18 protein-coding genes are annotated in these 20551 nt (G+C 66.6%); 15 read left to right on the forward strand and 3 right to left on the reverse strand.

What is annotated here, in order from left to right; genetic code table 11:
* Window positions 1-84: 84 nt before the first annotated feature.
* Window positions 85-3090 (reverse strand): TonB-dependent receptor domain-containing protein, encoded by a 3006-nt coding sequence (locus tag KTC28_RS08905; RefSeq protein WP_216708573.1) that lies wholly within the window; start codon window positions 3088-3090, stop codon window positions 85-87.
* A gap of 171 nt (window positions 3091-3261) precedes the next feature.
* Here KTC28_RS08905 and KTC28_RS08910 point away from each other — a divergent pair, with 171 nt between their 5' ends.
* The 10 genes from KTC28_RS08910 (at window position 3262) to der (ending at window position 12120) form a co-directional block, all read left to right on the forward strand.
* The gene (locus KTC28_RS08910) at window positions 3262-3744 is read left to right on the forward strand and encodes an SRPBCC family protein (protein WP_216708574.1); all 483 of its coding nucleotides are present in this window, start codon (window positions 3262-3264) and stop codon (window positions 3742-3744) included.
* Window positions 3745-3760: 16 nt separating this feature from the next.
* On the forward strand, window positions 3761-4126 hold the full coding sequence (locus KTC28_RS08915; protein WP_216708575.1) for a winged helix-turn-helix domain-containing protein: 366 nt from the start codon (window positions 3761-3763) through the stop codon (window positions 4124-4126).
* Window positions 4127-4283: 157 nt separating this feature from the next.
* The gene (modB, locus tag KTC28_RS08920; RefSeq protein WP_216708576.1) at window positions 4284-4949 is read left to right on the forward strand and encodes a molybdate ABC transporter permease subunit; all 666 of its coding nucleotides are present in this window, start codon (window positions 4284-4286) and stop codon (window positions 4947-4949) included.
* Window positions 4946-5575 (forward strand): ATP-binding cassette domain-containing protein, encoded by a 630-nt coding sequence (locus KTC28_RS08925; protein ID WP_216708577.1) that lies wholly within the window; start codon window positions 4946-4948, stop codon window positions 5573-5575. The genes modB and KTC28_RS08925 overlap by 4 nt, the downstream gene beginning before the upstream one ends.
* 32 nt (window positions 5576-5607) lie before the next feature.
* Entirely contained in the window at window positions 5608-6468 is an 861-nt protein-coding gene (gene panB / locus KTC28_RS08930) for a 3-methyl-2-oxobutanoate hydroxymethyltransferase (RefSeq protein ID WP_216708578.1), read from the forward strand.
* 59 nt (window positions 6469-6527) lie between these two features.
* Window positions 6528-7244, forward strand: a complete 717-nt coding sequence (locus KTC28_RS08935; RefSeq protein WP_216708579.1) for a tetratricopeptide repeat protein — start codon at window positions 6528-6530, stop codon at window positions 7242-7244.
* Entirely contained in the window at window positions 7244-8572 is a 1329-nt protein-coding gene (locus KTC28_RS08940) for an outer membrane protein assembly factor BamB family protein (RefSeq protein WP_216708580.1), read from the forward strand. Before KTC28_RS08935 ends, KTC28_RS08940 begins: the two co-directional genes overlap by 1 nt.
* Window positions 8572-9696: an acyltransferase family protein gene (locus tag KTC28_RS08945; protein WP_216708581.1), complete on the forward strand. Its 1125-nt coding sequence runs from the start codon at window positions 8572-8574 to the stop codon at window positions 9694-9696. Before KTC28_RS08940 ends, KTC28_RS08945 begins: the two co-directional genes overlap by 1 nt.
* Window positions 9697-9839: 143 nt before the next feature.
* A complete protein-coding gene (locus KTC28_RS08950) occupies window positions 9840-10634 on the forward strand; it encodes a hypothetical protein (RefSeq protein WP_216708582.1) in 795 nt (264 codons plus the stop codon).
* 67 nt (window positions 10635-10701) lie between these two features.
* The gene (gene der, locus KTC28_RS08955) at window positions 10702-12120 is read left to right on the forward strand and encodes a ribosome biogenesis GTPase Der (RefSeq protein ID WP_216708880.1); all 1419 of its coding nucleotides are present in this window, start codon (window positions 10702-10704) and stop codon (window positions 12118-12120) included.
* Between the two features lie 158 nt (window positions 12121-12278).
* Here der and KTC28_RS08960 read toward each other — a convergent pair whose 3' ends face one another.
* On the reverse strand, window positions 12279-13160 hold the full coding sequence (locus KTC28_RS08960; RefSeq protein ID WP_216708583.1) for a LysR family transcriptional regulator: 882 nt from the start codon (window positions 13158-13160) through the stop codon (window positions 12279-12281).
* A gap of 92 nt (window positions 13161-13252) precedes the next feature.
* Between KTC28_RS08960 and KTC28_RS08965 the strand changes: the two genes are divergently transcribed.
* The 4 genes from KTC28_RS08965 (at window position 13253) to KTC28_RS08980 (ending at window position 17107) form a co-directional block, all read left to right on the forward strand.
* Window positions 13253-14185, forward strand: a complete 933-nt coding sequence (locus tag KTC28_RS08965) for an NAD-dependent epimerase/dehydratase family protein (protein WP_216708584.1) — start codon at window positions 13253-13255, stop codon at window positions 14183-14185.
* Between the two features lie 183 nt (window positions 14186-14368).
* Window positions 14369-15013 carry a maleylacetoacetate isomerase gene (gene maiA, locus KTC28_RS08970; RefSeq protein WP_216708585.1) on the forward strand — a complete coding sequence of 215 codons (645 nt, stop codon included), beginning with the start codon at window positions 14369-14371 and terminating at the stop codon, window positions 15011-15013.
* Window positions 15014-15150: 137 nt separating this feature from the next.
* A complete protein-coding gene (locus tag KTC28_RS08975) occupies window positions 15151-16167 on the forward strand; it encodes a threonine aldolase family protein (protein WP_216708586.1) in 1017 nt (338 codons plus the stop codon).
* A gap of 4 nt (window positions 16168-16171) precedes the next feature.
* Window positions 16172-17107 (forward strand): DMT family transporter, encoded by a 936-nt coding sequence (locus KTC28_RS08980; protein ID WP_216708901.1) that lies wholly within the window; start codon window positions 16172-16174, stop codon window positions 17105-17107.
* Here KTC28_RS08980 and KTC28_RS08985 read toward each other — a convergent pair.
* A complete protein-coding gene (locus KTC28_RS08985) occupies window positions 17104-17889 on the reverse strand; it encodes a Rossmann-fold NAD(P)-binding domain-containing protein (protein WP_216708587.1) in 786 nt (261 codons plus the stop codon). The two genes, KTC28_RS08980 and KTC28_RS08985, sit on opposite strands and share 4 nt — an antisense overlap.
* Window positions 17890-17976: 87 nt before the next feature.
* Here KTC28_RS08985 and pepN point away from each other — a divergent pair, with 87 nt between their 5' ends.
* Window positions 17977-20541: an aminopeptidase N gene (gene pepN / locus KTC28_RS08990; protein ID WP_216708588.1), complete on the forward strand. Its 2565-nt coding sequence runs from the start codon at window positions 17977-17979 to the stop codon at window positions 20539-20541.
* Window positions 20542-20551 lie beyond the last annotated feature (10 nt).

Below are 20551 nucleotides of genomic sequence, written 5' to 3' on the forward strand. Positions count from 1 at the left end.
CACGGGAAGCCATCACCGACACTGTCGGGGTGATGGGTCCCCGCCTTCGCGGGGATGACGGCGTGATAATCTGAGCGTCGCAGCTCAGAACTTGAACCGCACCCCGCCCGCAACATACCGCCCGACGACGTCGTACTGCGACTGGAACGATGGGTAGAACTCGGTCGGCTGGGCGTTGACCTGTGGCGCGAAGGCGAACTTGTCGGTCAGGTTCTGCGCGGTCAGGTACAGCGTGATCGCATGGTTGGCGACCTTCATGTCGTACGAGATATTGGCATTGAGGTACGCAATCGCGGGCAGTCGGTTGTTGACGTAAAACTGGGTCGGCACCAGCGAGTAATGCAGCACGCCGATATACTGGACGTCCGCCCCGAAGCTCAGCGGGCCTTCGGTGAACTGCGCCGACACGGTGAACTTGTGGTTCGGCACGCCGGTCCCGGCGACACCGGCGTTCTCGACCGGCAGGCTCTTGGGCCCGGCGGTCGACGTAAGCCGCGGCGTGTAGTTGCCGATCAGCCGGAGATCGAGCTGCGCCGGATCGTCGTACAGCATACGGCCGAGGTGGATCCGGTAGTTGACCTCGTAATCGATCCCCTTGGTCACCAGCGACGCCTGGTTGAACGGCACTTGGCTGATATTCGTCGGGAAATTGGCGATCGTGCGGTTGGCGAACGGGAACGGGCGGTTGATGAAGGCGCAGACCGCATCGGTGCCGCCGCTGTCCTCGCAGCGCTGGTTGAGGTCGGTCGTGCTCAGCCGGGTAATCTGGTCCTTGATCTTGATGTAGAAGTAATCGACCGAGACGCTGAAGCCCGGCAGGAACGTCGGCTGCCACACCCCGCCGACCGTCAGCGTCCGCGCGACCTCGGGCTTGAGCTGCGGATTGCCCTGCGTCAGCGTGATCGTGTTGGTGTTCAGGTTGGTGTGGATGTCGTTGAACAGTCCGCGTGTCGACGACACCCCGGCGAACAGCTCGTACAGCGTCGGCGCGCGGATATCCTGCGAATAAGTCCCGCGGAAGCGAAGCTGCTCGACCGGCGTCCACGATGCGCCGCCCTTCCACGCCCAGATCCCGCCGGTGACGCTGTAGTTGGTGTAGCGCGCGGCCGCGTTGAGATCGAGGCTGCGGAACAGCGGCTTGTCGCGGAGAATCGGGACCGCGACCTCGGCAAAGCCTTCCTCGACCGACTCGCTGCCGTTGGCCTTGCCGACGTTGGTGCTGTTGAAGGTCAGGTTGTATGGGCTGGTCTGGGCGCGCAGGCCGGTCAGGTCGATCGGCACCGACGGGTCGTTGTTGCTCGACTCGTTGAGGCTCTGGTGGCGGAATTCGCCGCCGATCGCGATGTTGACCGTCCCCGCCGGCAGGTCGAACAGCCCGCCGCTGACCGAGACCGCGGCGTCGTCCTGCTTGGTCTTGACCCGGAAGGTCGAGTCGCGCTCGAAATAAGCGTACGACGCCTTCGACGGCGAGCCGTTGCCGAACAGGTTCCACGGCACGCACCCGTCCTGCAGCCCCGGGTTGGTGATCGTGATGCGGCAGACGATGTTGCCCTGCGGACCGCGGACGGCATCGAGCGCGGCGAACCAGTTCGATTGATAGAAGTTACCCGAGTGACGCGTCTTAAGGTCGGACTCGCCGTGCGAATAATTGACGTTCCACTTGAAATCGCCGAACAATTTGCCGTTGAGCCCGGTCAGGATCGTCAGCGCGCTGTTGTTGGTATAGGCGACCTTGGGCGTCTGGTCGGCCTCGACCCGGCCGCCGACGAAGCTGTTGACCCCCTGCGCGAGCATCGCGTCGCGGAAGCTCGTCGGCAGGAAGGCGTTGTCGGCGAAGATCTGGAACGATCCGAGCTGGGTCCCCGATGCGACCGTGACGTAGCGGGTGAAGGCGTCGGTGTAGCTGCCCTGGACGAAGCCGTGGATGTCCGAGCCGAAGTCGTAATCGGCGCGGCCGAACCCCTGCTTGGTGTTGACAAGGCTGGTCAGCGTCGTCCCGAAGGTGACCGCGGTGTCGGCGCCGCCGATATTGTAGTTGGTCGTGCCGGTGGGCGTGCCGAGGTCGGCCTTGTGGTAGCCGCCGTTGGGGTCGAACGTCGTGCCGTTGAGGGTGAACGGCACCGTCGCTCCGGCGGCGTTGCGCGCCGACTGGACAAGGGTGCCGTAGGTGCCGTTGGCGATCCGGACGTTGAAGTTGGGTGTATACGGATTGGTCGCCGAGCCGTTGCCGGTCTCGACCCAGCCCCCGGTGAAGTTGCCGCCGAACGGGCGCTGGTCGTTGGTCGTGATGCCTGGCTGGTAGAACAGGTCGAAGCTCGCCTCGACGTGGAGGCGGTTGTCGAGGAAGCTCGTCCCCGCCGCGAGCCCGAACTTGACCTGATGGTCGTCGCCGCGGCCCGAAATGCCGTATTGCGCCGAGCCCTTCAGCCCCTCGAACTTCTTGTCGAGGATGAAGTTGACCACCCCCGCGACCGCGTCGGAGCCATATGCCGCCGATGCGCCGCCGGTGACGACGTCGACCCGCTGGACGAGCGACTGCGGGATGATGTTGGCGTCGACGGTGCCGTCGAAGCTCGTCGGCGGCAGGCGCTGGCCGTCGAGCAGGAGCAAGGTCTCGATCGCCCCGAGCCGCCGCAGGTTGAGGTAGTTGCCCGCGCTCGGCGTCCCCGCCTGCGAACTCGTCACGTTGGCGCCGGCGGTCGCGGTGAACTGCGGCAGCTTGGCGAGGCCGGCAGCGAGGCTCTCGGGGGCTTTCTTGAGCAACTCGGTCGCGCTGATGACGGTGACCGGGGTCGGCGCCGAATAGCCGTTCGCGACGATCCGCGAGCCGGTGACGACGATGTCGCCCTCGGCCGTGTCCTTCGACCCGCTGTCCGCTGTCGCAGCCGGGGCGCGTCCGCTCGATTCGAGCTGGCCGGCGGCGGTCGCGGCGGGGGTCGTCGCGTCGCCCGGGGTCGCGGTCGGGGCGGGCTGGCCGATCGCTGCTCCCGATGGTCCCGGACCCGCCGGAATCGCAACGGTCTGCGCGCTCGCCATCCCTGGGGCGCAACTCGCCAGCAGCAACGCGACACGCCGGGCATCGATGGCCATGATTTTCCTCCCCCAAATATCAGACGACGGGCCGTTATCCGGCCTCGATTGTCAGAACGTGAATACTGTATGCAGTTCCGCTTTTCACCTTGTCAATCCGTAGCGTACATTCGATTGCAGGCGTTGCCGCGATACATCACAAGGCGGGATCGTTAAGGGCGGGAGACAGACATGCGCGGGTTGCACGCCATCGCGGGCGCATTGCTTACAGTCGCAGCGGCACCCCTGCCTGCGGACGACTTCGTCGTCATCCGCCAAACTCTCGACGTCGATCGCCCAGTCGATGTCGCGTGGCCGCGCGTCGGCGGCTATTGCGCGATCGCCGACTGGCTGAAGGTCACCTGCGAGTACACGCGTGGGAGCGGTGACGTCGGCACCGTTCGTCGCCTCAACGCGGCGATCATCGAGGTTATGGTCGCGCAGACGCCCTATTCGTATACCTACCTCCAGACCGACGGGACGATGGCGGCGACGCGCTATCATGGCACGCTCGCGGCCGAGGCGATGGGGTCGCGAACGCGGCTCGTCTACACTTTGGTCTACGATCAGGCCGCGCTGGCGACCGACGCGCTCCGCGCCTCCGAACATGCCCGGCTCGAGGCTCGCTTCGGCGGGGCGCTCGCGGCGATGAAGTCATTGATCGAAGCCAGATGATGAGCGGGCGGGCACGGTGACTGGTCTCAAGCTCAAGGCGCAGTTCGTCAGCGGCAGCGAATTTGCCATCGGCCCAGGCAAGGCCGCCCTGCTCGCCGCGATTGCGTCAACGGGGTCGATCTCGGCGGCTGGCCGGGCGCTCGGGCTGAGCTATCGGCGGACGTGGCTGATGGTCGACACGATGAACCGCTGCTGGCGCGAGCCGCTGGTCGCAACCGCGCACGGCGGCAATCGTGGTGGGGGTGCCACGCTGACCGTGTTCGGGGAGACGGTTTTGCAGCGATATCGCGACCTCGATGCGGCGCTGTCGGATGCGGCGTCGGGTCCGGCCGCGGCATTGCTCGCCGACCTGCTCGACGTGCCGCGATCGCCGAAGGGTTGATGCCGGACTGCGTGAACGATTTGCCGATTGCAGTCCTCGTTGTATCCGGCGACATACGTCGCGGAATGAACGCCCCTATGTCTGCCCGGAATAGATCGATGCACGCTTTGGTCCGCTGCGCGCCGTCCAAACAGCAGGCGGACATGCTCAGGCCGTCATGAACCTCGTCGTCGTGACGACCGTCGAGCTCGCGCTCGTCACAACTGTCCTGCTCCTCCTGCTGGCGACGCCGCTGGCGTGGTGGCTGGCGCGGTCGCGAACGGCGTGGAAGGAGATTGCCGGCGCGCTGTCGGCGTTGCCGCTCGTCCTGCCGCCGACGGTGATCGGATTCTATGTCCTCGTCGCGCTCGGCCCCGCCAGCCCGCTGATCACGCTGCTCCACCCGTTCGGCATCCGCTCGCTTGCCTTCACCTTTACCGGCCTCGTCATCGGCTCGATCTTCTACTCGCTCCCCTTCGCCGTCCAGCCGCTGCGGACCGCGTTCGAGGGCATTGGCGATGCGCCGCTCGACCTCGCCGCGACGATGGGGGCGGGGCCGCTCGACCGCTTCGTCACGACCGCGCTGCCGCTCGCCCGCCGCGGCTTCGTCTCGGCGGGGATCCTCGTCTTCGCGCACACGATCGGCGAGTTCGGCGTCGTGCTGATGATCGGCGGCGCGATCCCGGGGCGGACCGAGGTGCTGTCGACGCGGATCTACAGCCTCGTCGAAAGCCTCCAGTTCGGCGCGGCGCACGTCATCGCCGGGGCGTTGACGCTGTTCGCCTTCGTCACATTGCTCGCCCTGCTGCTCGTCGAACGGCGTCTCGGCGGGGTCCGGCCGTGATCGAGGCGGCGTTCACCGACCGGCTCGGCCCCGACTTCACCCTCGACGTCGCCTTCACGGTGCCGTCGAGCGGGGTCACCGCGCTGCTCGGCGCATCGGGGTCGGGCAAGACCAGCGTCCTGCGCGCGCTCGCCGGGCTCGACCGGCGGCAGGGCACATTAAGCGTCGACGGTGAGGTCTGGCAAAGCGCGACGGCGTTCGTCCCCGCGCACCGGCGGCGCATCGGCTATGTGCCGCAGACGCAGGGGTTGCTCCCGCACCTCACCGTCGGCGGCAACCTCGACTACGCGTCGCGTCGCGCCGGGGCGGTGGGCGACCGCGCCGATATCGTCGCGCGGACCGGCATCGCCAGCCTGCTCGATCGGCACCCGAAGTCGCTGTCGGGCGGCGAGGCACAGCGCGCGTCGGTCGCGCGGGCGCTGCTTGGCCAGCCGCAAATGCTACTGATGGACGAGCCGCTGTCGGCGCTCGATACCGCAGCGCGTGCGACGATGCTCGACCTTCTCGAAGGCGTCTTCGCCGCCGCCGCGATCCCGGTGTTCTATGTCACCCACGACGCCGCCGAAGCTGAGCGGCTGGCGGCGCGCACGATCCGGCTCGACCGCGGGCGCGTCGTGGCGGTATAGGGCGCGACCAACGGCGAAGGTGATCCCCCGAGTTGAGTGCCACCTACACCCTCGATACGTCGACCAGCCGGGCAACGCCGACGCCCGCGCCGATGAAACGGCTGACGGTGCCGCAGATCGCCAAGCGCAAGGGTGGCGCGCCGATCGTCATGCTCACCGCTTATACCGCACGGATGGCGCAGCTGCTCGACCCGCATTGCGATTTGCTGCTGGTGGGCGACAGTCTGGGGCAGGTCATCTACGGCCTCGACACGACGGTCCGCGTGACGCTCGACATGATGTGTGCGCACGGCGCGGCGGTGGTGCGCGGGTCGTATCACGCCGTCGTCATCGTCGACCTGCCGTTCGGCAGCTATGAGGAAAGCCCCGAAGCCGCGTTCCGTTCGGCGGCGCGGGTGATGGCCGAGACCGGCGCGGCGGGGGTCAAGCTCGAGGGCGGCGTCGCGATGGCGCCGACCGTCGCCTTCCTCGCCCAGCGCGGGGTACCGGTGATCGGCCATGTCGGGCTGACCCCGCAGGCGGTCAACGTGCTCGGCGGGTACGGCGCGCGCGGCAAGAGCGACGCCGAATTCGCCAAGATCACCGCCGACGCCAAGGCGATCGCCGACGCTGGAGCCTTCGCGCTCGTCGTCGAGGGCGTCGTCGAGCCGCTCGCCCGCGCAATCACTGCAGCCGTCGCCTGCCCGACGATCGGCATCGGCGCGTCGCCCGCGTGCGACGGGCAGGTGCTCGTGGTCGACGACATGCTCGGGATGTTCGAGCGCACGCCGCGTTTCGTCCGCCGCTTTGACGACCTCGCGGTGCGGATCGACAGCGCCGCCGCTGCTTACGCCGTTGCCGTTCGCGAGCGGAGTTTCCCGGGCACCGACCAGCTGTACGGGGCCCCCGCCTAACGCTTTGCGCTATCACGGGTGCGTCGCTATGGTCCGCCGCGCTTTCACTGGAGACTGACTTGGCGAAACCCGACGTGCGCGACGAAGCGTTCCTCCGCGAGGTCGACGACGAATACCGCCGTTCGCAGCTCGTCGGCTTCTGGCAGCGCTATGGCCGGATGCTCGCGATCGGTATCGTCGTCTTCCTCGTCGCGCTGGCGGCGTTCCTCTTCTGGCGGCAGGACCGGGCGCGTCGCGCCGGCGAGACCGGTGAACGGTTCAACCTCGCCTTGACGCAGGTCGAGGCGGGCAACTTCACCGGCGCATCGGCGGTCTTCGCCGATCTCGCTAAGTCGGGCACGCCGGGCTATCGCGCATTGGCGCAGCTGATGCAGGCGGCGACCGCAGTCCAGTCGGGCAACATCCCCAAGGGCCTGACGATCTACCGCGCCATTTCGGCCGACACCGCGATCGCCAAGCCGTTCCGCGACCTCGCGACGATCAAGGCGACGCGGCTCGAATACGACACGCTCGCACCCGCGACGGTAATCGAGCGGCTGAAGCCGTACAGCGTCCCCGGCGACCCGTGGTTTGCCGTCGCCGCCGAGATGACCGGCATCGCCGAATTGAAGCTCAATCACCCCGATCGCGCGGCGCCGTTGTTCGTCGCGATCGTTCGCGACCAGCAGTCGCCGCCGTCGATCCGCAACCGGGCGGCGCAGCTTGCGATCGCGCTCGGGACCGATCCCGCGAGCCTCATCGTTTCCCGAACTTCGACCAGCGGACTTGCCAAATAATGTCGCGTAACCCGATTATCACGTTGCTGGTCACCGCCGCGCTCGTCCCGGCGCTGTCGTCGTGCAGCATCTTCAAGCCGAGCAAGCCGAAAACGCCGACAACCGGTCCGCGCATCGCCGTGCTCGATTCGGAGACCAAGGCCACCGTCGATCCCGAGCTCAAGGACCTCGCCGTCGTCCTGCCGCCGCCGGCGGTCAACGCCGACTGGCCGCAGCCGGGCGGATCACCGGCAAAGTCGATGGGCCAGCTCGCGCTTCCCGATACGCTGTCGCAGGCGTGGGTCGCGCAGATCGGCAAGGGCAGCACCGCCACCCGCCGCCTCAATGCCGCGCCGGTCGTCGCCGGCGGCCGCATCTTCACGATGGACACGAGCGGCGACGTCAGCGCGTTCGATGTCGCGACCGGCCGCAAGCAGTGGTCGGCAACGCTCAGCTACAAGAAGAAGGATAATGCCGCGTTCGGCGGCGGCGTCAGCGTCGCCGACGGCAAGGTCTATGCCACGACCGGCTTCGGCGTCGCCGCCGCGTTCGACGCCAATTCGGGCACCGTCGTCTGGCGCAAGGAACTGACGACGCCGTTCCGCGGCGCGCCGACCGTCGCCGGGGGGCGCGTCTATGCGCTGACGCAGGACAACCAACTGTTCGCGCTGGCAGGCGATACCGGCAACACGCTGTGGACCGTCTCGGGCACGATCGAGGTTTCGGGTACGCTCAGCGGCGGTGCCCCCGCGGTCGCGCTCGACACCGTCGTCGTCGGCTATTCGAGCGGCGAGCTCAACGCGCTGCGCGTCGAGAACGGCCGGACGGTGTGGGCCGACGCGCTTGCCCGGACGGGCCGGACGACCGCGCTCAACGCGCTGACCGACATCGACGCCTCGCCGGTGATCGACAAGGGCCGCGTCTTCGCCATCGGCCACGGCGGGCGCATCGCGGCGCTCGAACTCGCCACCGGCCAGCGCGTCTGGGAGCGCAACTTCGCCGGCGTCAACACGCCGTGGGTCGCGGGTGACTTCATCTACCTCGTCACGCTCGACGGCGAGCTCGTCTGCCTGACGCGCGGCGAGGGCAAGGTCAAATGGGTCCGCCAGCTGCCGCATTACGCCAACCCGGCGAAGAAGACCGGCGCCTATGCGTGGAGCGGTCCGGTCCTCGCGTCCGACCGGTTGCTCGTCGCCGGGTCGAACCGGACCCTGGTGTCGGTGTCGCCGTATACCGGCAAGCTGATCTCGTCGGTCAAGCTAAAGCGCCCGGCGTATCTGCCCCCGATCGTCGCGGGTAGCATGGTCTTCCTGATGACCGACGACGGCAAGCTGACCGCGTACCGCTGATGTCGGCCGGAGCGGCGAAAAGCGAGTATTTCGCCGGGCTCGACCTGCTCCGCTTCGCCGCCGCCGGACTCGTCGTCGCCGATCATTTCGGACTCTACGCCTGGGCCTATCCCTCGGCGACCGGACCGGCGCGCGACGCCGCGTTCGGCTTTCTCGAGCCGATGTCGGCAATTGGCTCGATCGGGGTCGAGATCTTCTTCCTGATCTCGGGCTTCGTCATCGCGGCGAGCGCGGTCGGCAGCACGCCCAACGACTTCGCGCTGCGCCGCGCGATCCGGGTATTCCCCGCGTTGTGGATCAGCGGCCTCGTCGCGGGCGTCGCGATGCTGTCGACCGGTGCCCCGCTGTCGTCGGTCGCCGCCGACTATGCCCGCTATGCCGTGCTATCGCCGGTCGGGCCGTACATCGACGGCGTCGTCTGGACGCTGATTGTCGAGGCGGTGTTCTATGCGCTGATCTATGCGGTGTTGTGGAGCGGGGGGACCGCCACCTTCGGCCGCGTCGCCAAGGTCCTCGGCGTCCTCAGCGCGCTGTACCTCATTGTTCTTGTCGCTGCCGAAACGGCGCCCGGCCCCGCCGCCGCGCACCTCGCCAGCCTCCTCGGCCGCTTCCCGTTCAAGGTCTTCCTCCTCCGCCACGGCGTCCTGTTCGCGGTCGGCATGCTGATCTGGAGCGGCTTCGACCGCGGCTTCACCCGCGCCGGCAACGGCTGGATCGCGGTGCTGCTCGTCTTCTGCTCGCTCGAAATCTGCATCGACCGCCCCGGCTTCGTCGCGAACCTCGTCAGTCTCGCTTTGTGGTGGGCGTCGCTCGGGGTGCTGCTGGTCAGCGTCGCGCGCAGCGGCTGGATCAAGCGCTACCCGCGCCAGGTGCCCATGATCCGTCGCCTCGGGCGACTCAGCTACCCGGTCTACCTTAACCATTATACGCTCGGCCTCGTCGTCGTCCCGGCACTCGCCGCGCTCGGCTGGTCGCGTCCGCTGGTGTTCTTCGCCGCGCTGGCGATCGTGTTGCTCGTCAGCAGCCTGATCATGGCCTACCCCGAACGCTTGCTCCAGACCGCGCTCAAGAACGCCATGCGCGGCTGGCACAACCGCCGCGAGGTCGCCGCGACGACGCCGTGACCGGGTCTCCGCCGATGCGGTGCCGAAACAATTTGCGCCCCACTGCAGTCGCTGGCATGATCGCAAATGTACGGTAATTGTGGCGTCAGCGTGGACCTATCCGGCTGGCGGATTGCCCCCCGGAGCTAATCGGGGGAACCACCATGAACCGTCTTGCCTGCATCGCCGTTGCGTCCGTTCTGCTCGCCGCCGTCGCGCCCGCCACGGCCGCGAGCAAGTTCGACGGGACGTGGAAATTCGACATCGCCAGCCAGCAGGTCTCGACCAAGGCGAGCGTCTATCTCCTGACCGGTGGTAGCTACACCTGCTCGACCTGCGTCCCGGTGTACACCGTCGCCGCCGATGGTGCCTTCCACCCGATCGCGGGCAACCCTTATTACGACGAGGTCGCGGTCGTGGTCGTCGATCCGCGGACGATCGGTTGGAAGTCGCGCAAGGGCGGCAAGCCCATGGTGGAATTCACCCGGGTCGTCGCCGCCGACGACGCGACCCAAACCACGACCTTCACCGACATGACCGCGGTGAACGGCGTCGCGGTGACGGGCAAGTCGACCGACAAGCGCGCCGCCGCCGGTCCCGTCGGATCGCACGCTGCGTCGGGATCGTGGCTCGACACGACTGCGGCAGAGGTTAACGACGCCGCCGTATTGGTAACGTTGCACCTCGACGGCGAGGCGATGACGTTCAAGACCCCGACCGGGGTGTCTTACACGACGACGATCGATGGTCCGCAATCGCCGGTCGTCGGTGACGCCGGCTGGACGACGGTCGCGCTCAAGTGGACCGCGCCCGACACGCTCGTCGAGACCGATTATCGCGACGGCAAGGCGACCGGGGTCTTCACCTACGCGATGGCCGTCGACGGCAGGACGATCCGCGCCGACCAGCAGGACCTGCTTCACGGCACGACCTCGGCGGTGACGCTGATCAAGCAATAGCCGATACTTTCACCGCGGTTCCTATGCGGTGGCCGGGAACGGGGGGCGGTGCTACAGCCCCCCGATGATTGCCCGCCACCCCACCGTCGTCATCATCGGCCGCCCCAACGTCGGCAAGTCGACCCTGTTCAACCGCCTCGTCGGCCGCAAGCTCGCGTTGGTCGACGACACGCCCGGCGTGACCCGCGACCGGCGCGAGGGCGACGCGATGCTGTACGACCTCAAATTCCGCATCGTCGACACCGCGGGCCTCGAGGAAGCCGACGCGCTGAGCCTCGCCGGGCGGATGCGCGCGCAGACTGACGCCGCGCTGGTCGACGGCGACGTCGCGCTGATGGTGTTCGACGCGCGCGCCGGGATCACCCCGCTCGACCGCCATTTCGCGCAATGGCTCCGCGCCCACGACGTGCCGCTGATCCTCGTCGCCAATAAGGCCGAGGGCCGCGCCGGCGAGGTCGGGGTTGCCGAGAGCTACGAGCTCGGCTTCGGCGAGCCGGTCCAGATTTCGGCCGAACACGGCGAAGGCATGGCCGACCTCTACGAGGCGCTGATCCCACACCTCGACCCGCTGATCGCCAAGGGCGAGGAAATCATCGCCGAGGAAACCGAGGAGGAGACCGAGGCGCGGCTGGCGAGCGAGCCGCTCAAGCTGGCGATCGTCGGGCGTCCGAACGCCGGCAAGTCGACGCTGATCAACCGGCTGCTCGGCGAGGACCGCCTCGTCGTCGGCCCCGAGGCGGGGATCACCCGCGACTCGATCGCGATCGACTGGGAATGGGAGCGCAACGGCGTCCTGTGCCCGGTCCGGCTGGTCGACACCGCGGGCCTGCGCCGCCGGTCGAAGGTCACCGACAAGCTCGAACGGATGTCGGCGGTCGACACCAAATTCGCGGTCGACTTCGCCGAGGTCGTCGTCCTGCTCCTCGATGCGACGCTCGGGCTCGAGGCGCAGGACCTGCGGATTGCCGACATGGTGCTAAGCGAAGGCCGCGCGCTCGTCATCGCACTCAACAAATGGGACGCGGCGCACGACCTGTCGTCGCTGTTCCAGGGTGTCCGTAAGGCGCTCGACGACGGGTTGTCGCAGATCAGGAACGTGCCGCTCGTCGCGATCGCCGGGCTGACCGGGCGCAACCTCGACCTGCTGATGAAGGCGGCATTCGACGCACGCGAGGGGTGGAGTCGCCGCGTCTCGACGAGCGCGCTCAACCGCTGGTTCGAGTCCGCACTCGAACGCAACCCGCCGCCCGCCGCCGGGGGCAAGCGGATCAAGCTGCGCTACGCCACCCAGGTCGCGTCGCGTCCGCCGACCTTCGTCATCTTCGGCAATCGGACCGAAGACCTGCCCGCGAGCTATCACCGCTATCTGGTCAATTCACTCCGCGAGGAACTTGGCTTCGACGGCGTGCCGATCCGGCTGAACTTCCGCGGTGGCAAGAACCCGTTCGATGCCTCGCGGCCGGTGGCGGGGGCGAAGACGCGTTGAGGGATTGGGCTGGCGGGGCTGCGTGAGGCTACGCGGAAGGTAGCGGGCCGCCCCCCCCGGCACCTTTGGGAGCGGGGCGGCGATCACTGCCGCGTTCCCGCATCACCGATTTCCTGACGAGAGCAGCTCGATAAGCCGGACTCCGTGCCGTCGACCGGTCACCCCGAGCGGCTGAATCCATCCGCCAAGGCATCGAACACGACGCGATACCGCGTCGTCGTCTTCAGATCCTCGTGCATCACGATCCAGAGCGGCAAAGGCAGCGTAATCTCCGGCAGCACCCTTACCAGCGCAGGATCACGACAAGCGATGGCGGTCTGGCAGAAGCCGATGCCGAAACCCGCCCGGATCATGCCGAGTTGCGCCAGATTGCTGTCGGCCCTGAAGGCAAAGCCGGCGCGGTCGAGCGTCGGCAGCGTCGCGGCCATCGCGCGCAGGGCTCGCGTGTCGGTGTCGTAGCCGATCAGCGTATACGCCGGCAACTCGCCGACCGAGGCAGGCGTGCCCGCCGCCGCGAGATAGTCGCTGTGCGCGTGGAAGCCGAGATCGATCGACGGCAGGCGGCGCGCGAGCAAGGCACCTTGCGTCGGCTCGGTCATGCGGATCGCAATGTCCGCCTCGCGCGCGAGCAGGTCGCTGACCCGGTCGGTCAGCGCCAGCTCGATCACCAGCGCCGGATGCGCCCGGCGCAGGCGGGTCAGGACCGGCGGCAGATGCTCGACCCCCACGACGTCGCTCGTGCTGATCCGGACGATGCCGCTAACCTCCCCCGCCGTGCCGCTCGCCGTCCGGAGCAGCGCGGCCGCAGCCGTCGCCATGACCTGCGCCTGAGCGTGGAGCGAGAAAGCGAGGTCGGTCGGTTCGAGCCCGCGCTGCGAGCGAATGAAAAGGTCGACGCCGAGCGCAGCCTCCAGCGCATCGATGTGCCGTCCAACGGTCGGCTGGGTCAGCCCGAGCACGCGCGCCGCAGCCGACAACGACCCCTCGTCGAGTACCGACAATAGCGTACGGTACAAAGCCCAGTCAGGATCGGTGCTCATCTATTTCCGTATAGCCGAACAACGATCCTCGGCAATTTTCATTGTCATGGCGTCCGCTCATTATCCTCGCATCAGCAACGAAGGTTACGGCAATGACCCAGCAGATCACGATTTTCGGATACGGCGCGACCGGGCGTCCGATTGCCGAACTGCTCGCTGCGCGCGGGGACGCAGTGCGGGTCGCGACGCGAAACCGGCCGGCAAACCTTCCGGCCGGGGTCGAGCACATGGTTTGCGACGTCCTCGATCGTGCGGACGTGCTTCGGGCGCTCGCGGGATCGGCGCAGGCGGTGCTGGCGGTCGGCTTTGCTTACGACTCGCGGCTGTGGCGGACGGTGTGGCCGACGACGATGACCAACATGATCGAAGGCTGCGCCGAGACGGGTGCACGGCTGGTGTTGATCGACAATCTTTATCAGCTCGGGCCGCAGACCGCTCCGCGTACCGAGGACATGCCGCTGGGCACGACGGGCGAAAAGCCCGTGATCCTCGCCGAGGTGACGCGCATCTGGCAGGCCGCGCGAGGCCGCGTGAAGGTCGCGGCGCTGCGCTGCTCCGACTTTTACGGTCCCGGTGTCGCGGTGTCGCATCTGGGTGTCAGCGCGTTCGGCGAGCTGGCGAATGGGCGGCCGGCGCAACTGCTGGTCCCCGCCGATACGCCGCATGATTTCGCCTATGTGCCTGACATCGCCCGCGCGATGGTCATGCTCCTCGATGCCGACGACGCGGATTTCGGCCAGGCGTGGAACATGCCGTGCGCGCCAACGCGCAGCCCGCGGGCGCTGCTGGCGATGGGGGCGGTCGCGCTCGGCAAGCCGCTGAAGCTGTGGGCGATACCGTTCGCGTTGCTGCGGCCGATCGGACTCTTTTATCGCTTCGCGCGCGAGGTGGTCGACGTCGGCTTTACCTGGGATCGCCCGTACGTCGTCGACGGCGGCAAATTCGCCCGCCGCTTCGGGTTCGTGCCGACACCGTTCGAGACCGGGGTGCCAGCGACCGTCCGCGCGTTTGCGGAGGGCCGCTGATGCGGAACGAGACCGGTAACGGCTGGCCTGAACGGTTGGTTGAACTCGCGAGCCTATCGGCACCGGGTGAATGTGCGAGCTTGGGGACAACCGGACATCGCGTTGTCCTCGGCGCGCAAACGCGATACGCCGCTGCGTCACCGTCGCCGGTGAGCACCAGCTACCCGAAGCGAGCCCTCCAACATGACCACCCGCACCCTTTACGGCTATTGGCGTTCGTCGGCGTCGTACCGCGTCCGGATCGCGCTCGCGATCAAGGGGCTCGCGTACGATCAGGTCGCGATCAACCTGGCGAAGGGGGCGCAGTCGGGGATCGGGTTCAAGCTGCTCAATCCGCAGGGCTTTGTGCCGTATCTGATCGACGGCGACACCGGGCTCAACCAGAGCCTCGCGATCATCGAATATCTCGACGAGGTCTATCCCGAGCCGCCGCTGTTGCCGGGCGACCCGATCGGCCGCGCCCGCGTCCGTGGTGTCGCGCAGCAGATCGCTTGCGACATTCATCCGGTCAACAATCTCCGCGTGCTCAACTATTTGCGCGGACCGCTCGCCCAGCCGCAGGAGGCGGTCGACACGTGGTACCGGCACTGGATCGAGGTCGGCTTCGAGGCGCTCGAGGAGATCGCCGAGGTTGCGACCGGCGAATATCTGTTCGGCGATACCGTGACGCTCGCCGACATCTGCCTCGTCCCGCAGATGTGGAACGCGCGGCGGCTTCAGGCCGATATTGCGCGCTTCCCAAAGCTGTCGGCGATCGATGTCCGGCTCAACGGGCTGCCCGCCGTTGCGGCGGCACGTCCCGAACGTCAGCCCGACGCGGTGAAATAGTCGCTGCAAACGCTGGCAGCACACGCCGGTGCAGTTCGCGATGCGCGTCGGCGGGAGCACGGTGTCGCGACGGCGTGCGGTCGATGTGCGGGCTGTGTGCGGTTGACCCGTGCCGCGTCGCCGCCTAGCCCCAAACGATGAATTTCCAGTCCGACAACGCCGCCTCGGTGTGCCCCGAAGTCCTCGCCGCCGTCGTCGAGGCCAATGTCTCGACCACAGGGGCGTATGACGCCGACCCGTGGACAGAACGCCTCGACGCGGTATATTCCGACGTCTTTGCAACGGCTTGCACCGTATTGCCGGTGTCGACGGGAACCGCCGCGAACGCCCTTGCGCTCGCTGCGATGGTTCCGCCGTACGGCGCGGTCGCCTGCCATGCGGAGGCACATATCCACGTCGACGAATGCGGCGCCCCCGAGTTTTTCACGGGAGGGGCAAAACTGCTGACTTGTCAGGGACTTGACGGAAAACTCAGCCCGGAATCGGTCGCCACGAGCCTCGCCGCGCACCGCGGAGGAGTCCATCAAGTCCAGATCGGTGCGCTATCCATCACCCAAGCCACCGAATGCGGCACAATCTACACCCCCGACGAAGTCGCTGCGCTCTCGGACTACGCCAAATCGCGCGGCTGGAAAGTCCACATGGACGGCGCGCGCTTTGCCAACTCACTGGTTTCATTGGGCTGCCGTCCCGCCGACATCACCAGCAATGCCGGCGTCGACATCCTCAGCCTCGGCGTGATCAAGAACGGCGGCATGACCGCCGAGGCGATGATCATCTTCGATCCGACGCTGGTCGAGGCGATACGCTTTCGCCGCAAACGCGCCGGCCAGATGCCGAGCAAGGGCCGCTTCAACGCCGCGCAACTCCTTGCTTATGTTGAGACAAATGCGTGGCTGCGAAACGCCGCGCGCGCCAACGCCGGCGCCGCCCGCCTCGCCGCTGCCTTTGGCGACCGGATCGCCTATCCGGTCGAGGCGAACGAAGTTTTCGCCAATCTCGGCCCCGGCGGCGCGGACAGACTGCGCAATGCCGGCTTCACCTTCTACGACTGGGGCGATCCCGCCGACCACATCTCCCGCTTCGTCGTCGCCTGGGACACGCCCGACGGCAACGTCGAGGCCCTCGCGGCGGCGGTGGCCCGGCTCGCCTAACCCGTTGATCGCTCGGTACCTTTCCGCAATCTCGGCGAGAATTTCGGCGTTCGAGTTCGCCCTCGTCTCGCTGATCTGGGGCTCGACCTGGCTGGTCATCAAGGGGCAGCTCGGCGTCGTCCCGGCACCATGGTCGGTCGCCTACCGCTTCACCCTCGCCTGTACGCTGATGGCGGTGTTCACCATTGCTACCGGGCGCTGGGTGCGGATGACCCGCCGCGGCCACGCCTTCGCCGCGATCGCCGGCACCGCGCAGTTCGCGCTGAACTTCAACCTCGTCTACGCCTCCGAACGCCATGTGACTTCGGGGTTGATCGCCTTAGTCTTCGCGCTGCTCGTTGTGCCCAATGCGCTGCTGTCGCGCATCGTCCTCAAGACGCCGATATCGTTGAGGTTTCTGATTGGGTCCGCCATCGGCATCATCGGCCTTGGGCTTGTTGTCGCCGATGATCGGCACGACCCGGCTGAGTGGAGCACGACGCTCGACGGGCTGCTTCTGGCGGGCGGCGCGGTGCTCTGCGCCTCGACTGCGAACGTCATGCAGGCGGGCGGCTTCGCCAGATCGCTCGCGCCGTTCCCGACGCTGACGTGGATGATGTTCTACGGTGCGCTGGGCGACATCGCCTTTGCCGCGGCAACATCTGGACCGCCGGTTCTCGATTTTCGAGCCGAATATGCCATCGGCCTGATTTATCTCGCTTTTGCGGCGTCAGCGGTTGCCTTCACGGTCTATTATCGCCTGATCCGCCGCATCGGTCCCGGCCCCGCCGCGTACAGCAGCGTCATCGTGCCGATCGTGGCAATGACGCTTTCGACCATCTTCGAGGGCTATCGCTGGAGCGTCATAAGCGCCGCCGGCGCCGCGTTGGCGTTGATTGGCTTGGTCGTGGCGTTGGCCAGTCGGCGGAAGAAATTACCGGTCCCGGCCGCGACCCGCTAAAGGCAAGCGCGCAGTCCGCTGCGAAAATCTGGGAATGTCAGCCTGATCCCAAGCTCGCGGGTCATCTTGCCCGCCGCGACCTGACGTGATTCGGCGTAAAATCCGCGGGCCATCGGTGACATCCGTGCCTCTCCCAGCGATTCGAGCGGGGGATAAGTCATTCCGAGCAGATTGCAGGCATATTCGATGACGGCAGCGCTCGTGGCCGGCTCCTCGTCGGCGATGTTGAATACACCAGGAGCGCCGCGATCGAATGACGCCTCAACGCTTCGTACGATGTCATCCACGTGGATGCGGCTGAAGCGGTGCGACGGCGCATCGATCCGCTGCGCTGCGCCAGCGCGCACCCGATCGATCACCGACCGTCCGGGCCCATAGATTCCGGGCAGGCGAAAGACTCGAACGTCGTCGCGGAGCTGTTGCCACGCGAGATCGGCGGCCATGCGCGCACTCCTCCGGCCGAAACCGACCGGGCTGGCTTCGTCGACCCACGCCCCGCCAGCATCCCCATAGACACCGGTTGACGACAGGTACCCGACCCAGTTTGCGGGGGCAGCCGCAAGACGTGCGCCGTAGCGGGTCAGGACGGGGTCGTGATCATCGACCGGTGGGACGGACGAGAGGATATGCGTTGCGGTGTCGATAGCGGCGGCGACGTCGTCGCTGTCGAAGGCAATCGCGTCGCCGTCGCCCTGCCGGCGTGTTGCGGTGACTCGCCAGCCAATGTCGACGAGGCGCCGGGCCAATAGCGTCGTCGTGTAGCCAAGTCCGAGGATGAGCATGTGCATCGCTGAAGCTTATGGCGCGATGCCACGCTTAACAAATCGGCTGTCGAGGCTTACCTCGATAGGACGCCCTGAGGAATTCATATGCTTGATGCCCCGATTGCTCCGCCGACGATCAGGCTTGCCGACTATAAAGTACCGGATTGGCTTGTTCCGAGCATCGCACTGCGCTTTGAGTTGGATGCAGTCAGGACACGCGTGCATGCGCGGCTGACGGTCGGCCGGAACGGGGCGCATGCGCGACCGCTGGTGCTCGATGGCGAGGACCTGACGCTCATATCGGTCATGGTCGACGGGGTTGCGCGGGACGCAGTCGTCGCAGACGGCAACCTTGTTCTGACGATCGATGGCGACAGCGCGGTTGTCGAGACCGTCGTCGAGATCGAGCCGGCAAAAAACACTGTGTTGATGGGGCTTTACGCCAGCGGCGGCAAGCTCTGCACTCAGTGCGAGGCCGAAGGCTTTCGCCGGATTACCTTTTTCCCCGACCGTCCCGACGTGCTGTCGAAATATAGTGTCCGGCTCGAGGCGGATGCCGCGCTCTATCCGATTCTGTTGTCGAACGGTGATCGCGGCCCGACAGGTGCATTGCCGGACGGGCGGCATTTCGCCGAGTGGAACGATCCGTGGCCCAAGCCGGCGTATCTCTTCGCGATCGTCGCAGGCGATTTAGGTGCGCTGCGCGATCGCTTTGTCACCGCATCGGGCCGTGATGTCGCGCTGGCAATTTGGACCGACGCCGCCGACCTGCCGCGCTGTACGCATGCGATGGCTGCTCTCAAGGCCTCGTTCCGTTGGGACGAGGTCAACTATGGGCGCGAATATGATCTCGACGAATTCAACATCGTCGCGGTGTCCGATTTCAACGCTGGGGCGATGGAGAATAAGGGCCTTAACATCTTCAATTCGAAGTATATTCTCGCCGATCAGGAGACTGCGACCGACGACGATTTCGACGCCGTCGCGGCGGTCGTCGCGCACGAGTATTTCCACAATTGGACCGGAAACCGCATCACCTGCCGCGACTGGTTCCAACTGTCGCTGAAGGAGGGGCTGACGGTGTTCCGCGATCAGCAGTTCTCCGGTGACCAGGGCTCGCGCGCAGTTAACCGCATTGACGATGTGCGGATGCTCCGCGGGGCGCAATTTCCCGAGGATGCGGGTCCGATGGCACACCCGATCCGGCCGAATGCGTATATCGAAATCGGAAATTTCTACACGTCGACAGTTTACAACAAGGGTGCCGAAGTGATTCGGATGCTCGCTACCATGTTGGGGGAAAAGGCCTTTCGCGCCGGGACCGACCTCTACTTCGACCGCTTCGACGGGCAGGCGGTGACGACCGACGACTGGCTGTCGGCGATGGCTGAGGCGTCGGGGCGTGACCTTGGGTCGTTCAAGGAATGGTATAACCAAGCGGGTACGCCGCGTATCAGCGCCGAATTGGCTTATGACGCGGATGCCAAGGCGGCGACGCTGCGCTTGACGCAGGCGGTGCCGACGACCCCGGGGCAGCCGGTCAAGGTACCGATGGCGATGCCGTTCCGCGTTGCGCTCTTCGGCCGGGACAGTGGCGAGCGGCTTGGCGACGAGCGCGTTGTCACCGTCGACGGCGAAGCAAGCGTGCGATTCGAAGGCGTTAGCGAAGCGCCGGTGATGTCGCTCAACCGTGGCTTCTCGGCCCCGGTGATCGTCGATACGATGCAGTCGCGGAGTGATCTCGCCTTTCTCGCGGCACATGACGACGATCCATTTGCGCGGTGGGAGGCGACGCAGCGGCTCGCGCTCGATGTTCTTTCGGGGGATGGCCCGGCGGACGACCTGGTGGCGACGGTTGCGGCGACACTCGACGCCGGGCTTGATCCGGAGTTCACCGCCGAGGCGATATTGTTGCCGACCGAAAGTGTGATCGGCGACCATGCGGCGATCGTCGACGTCGATGCGATCCATCGGCGGCGCAAGGCTGCCCGGTCGGCGATCTCATTGACGCTCAACGATAAACTATGGTCGATCTATCGCTCGAACGGGGCCAATCGCTATGAATTGACCCCTGAGGCGAAGGGGCGGCGCGCGCTGAAGAATGCCGCGCTTGGTTACTTGATGGTCGGGGATGCGGCGGAGGCGGTAGCGGCGTGCTGGGCACAGTTCAACGATGCCGACAACATGACCGACCGGATGGCGGCATTGGCCTTTTTGGCTAATTCGTCGGCGCCCGAGCGTGACAAGGCACTTGCGGCTTTCTACGAGCGCTACCGGAGCGATCCGCTGGTGATCGACAAGTGGTTTTCGGTGCAGGCAATGTCGAGCCGTCCCGATACGCTCGACCGGGTGATCGAGCTGCGCGCCCATCCCGACTTCAATGCGAACAATCCCAACCGCTTACGGTCGTTGATCGGTGCCTTCGGGGTCAATCAGGTCCGCTTCCATGCGGTCGATGGCGCTGGCTATCGTTTCCTCGGTGACGAGATCCTCGCGGTCGGCAAGACCAATCCGGGTGCGGCGGCGCGGTTGAGTGTCCCGCTGGGCCGATGGAAGCGCTTCGATCCGGTTCGTTCGGCGCTGATGCGGGCTGAACTCGAGCGGATCATGGCGACGCCCGATCTTTCGAAGGACGTCTTCGAGATGGTCAGCAAGAGCCTCGCGGGTTAAATTTATACCC

The sequence above is a fragment of the Polymorphobacter megasporae genome, from assembly GCF_018982885.2.
Classification (GTDB): domain Bacteria; phylum Pseudomonadota; class Alphaproteobacteria; order Sphingomonadales; family Sphingomonadaceae; genus Polymorphobacter_B; species Polymorphobacter_B megasporae.

What these genes read in the sequence shown, in the direction of transcription:
- KTC28_RS08905 (WP_216708573.1), bottom strand. Translation starts at nt 3,090, where the DNA reads ATGGCCATCGATGCCCGGCGTGTCGCGTTGCTGCTGGCGAGTTGCGCC.
- KTC28_RS08910 (WP_216708574.1), top strand. Translation starts at nt 3,262, where the DNA reads ATGCGCGGGTTGCACGCCATCGCGGGCGCATTGCTTACAGTCGCAGCG.
- modB (WP_216708576.1), top strand. Translation starts at nt 4,284, where the DNA reads ATGAACCTCGTCGTCGTGACGACCGTCGAGCTCGCGCTCGTCACAACT.
- KTC28_RS08940 (WP_216708580.1), top strand. Translation starts at nt 7,244, where the DNA reads ATGTCGCGTAACCCGATTATCACGTTGCTGGTCACCGCCGCGCTCGTC.
- KTC28_RS08945 (WP_216708581.1), top strand. Translation starts at nt 8,572, where the DNA reads ATGTCGGCCGGAGCGGCGAAAAGCGAGTATTTCGCCGGGCTCGACCTG.
- KTC28_RS08950 (WP_216708582.1), top strand. Translation starts at nt 9,840, where the DNA reads ATGAACCGTCTTGCCTGCATCGCCGTTGCGTCCGTTCTGCTCGCCGCC.
- KTC28_RS08960 (WP_216708583.1), bottom strand. Translation starts at nt 13,160, where the DNA reads ATGAGCACCGATCCTGACTGGGCTTTGTACCGTACGCTATTGTCGGTA.
- KTC28_RS08965 (WP_216708584.1), top strand. Translation starts at nt 13,253, where the DNA reads ATGACCCAGCAGATCACGATTTTCGGATACGGCGCGACCGGGCGTCCG.
- maiA (WP_216708585.1), top strand. Translation starts at nt 14,369, where the DNA reads ATGACCACCCGCACCCTTTACGGCTATTGGCGTTCGTCGGCGTCGTAC.
- KTC28_RS08975 (WP_216708586.1), top strand. Translation starts at nt 15,151, where the DNA reads ATGAATTTCCAGTCCGACAACGCCGCCTCGGTGTGCCCCGAAGTCCTC.
- KTC28_RS08985 (WP_216708587.1), bottom strand. Translation starts at nt 17,889, where the DNA reads ATGCTCATCCTCGGACTTGGCTACACGACGACGCTATTGGCCCGGCGC.
- pepN (WP_216708588.1), top strand. Translation starts at nt 17,977, where the DNA reads ATGCTTGATGCCCCGATTGCTCCGCCGACGATCAGGCTTGCCGACTAT.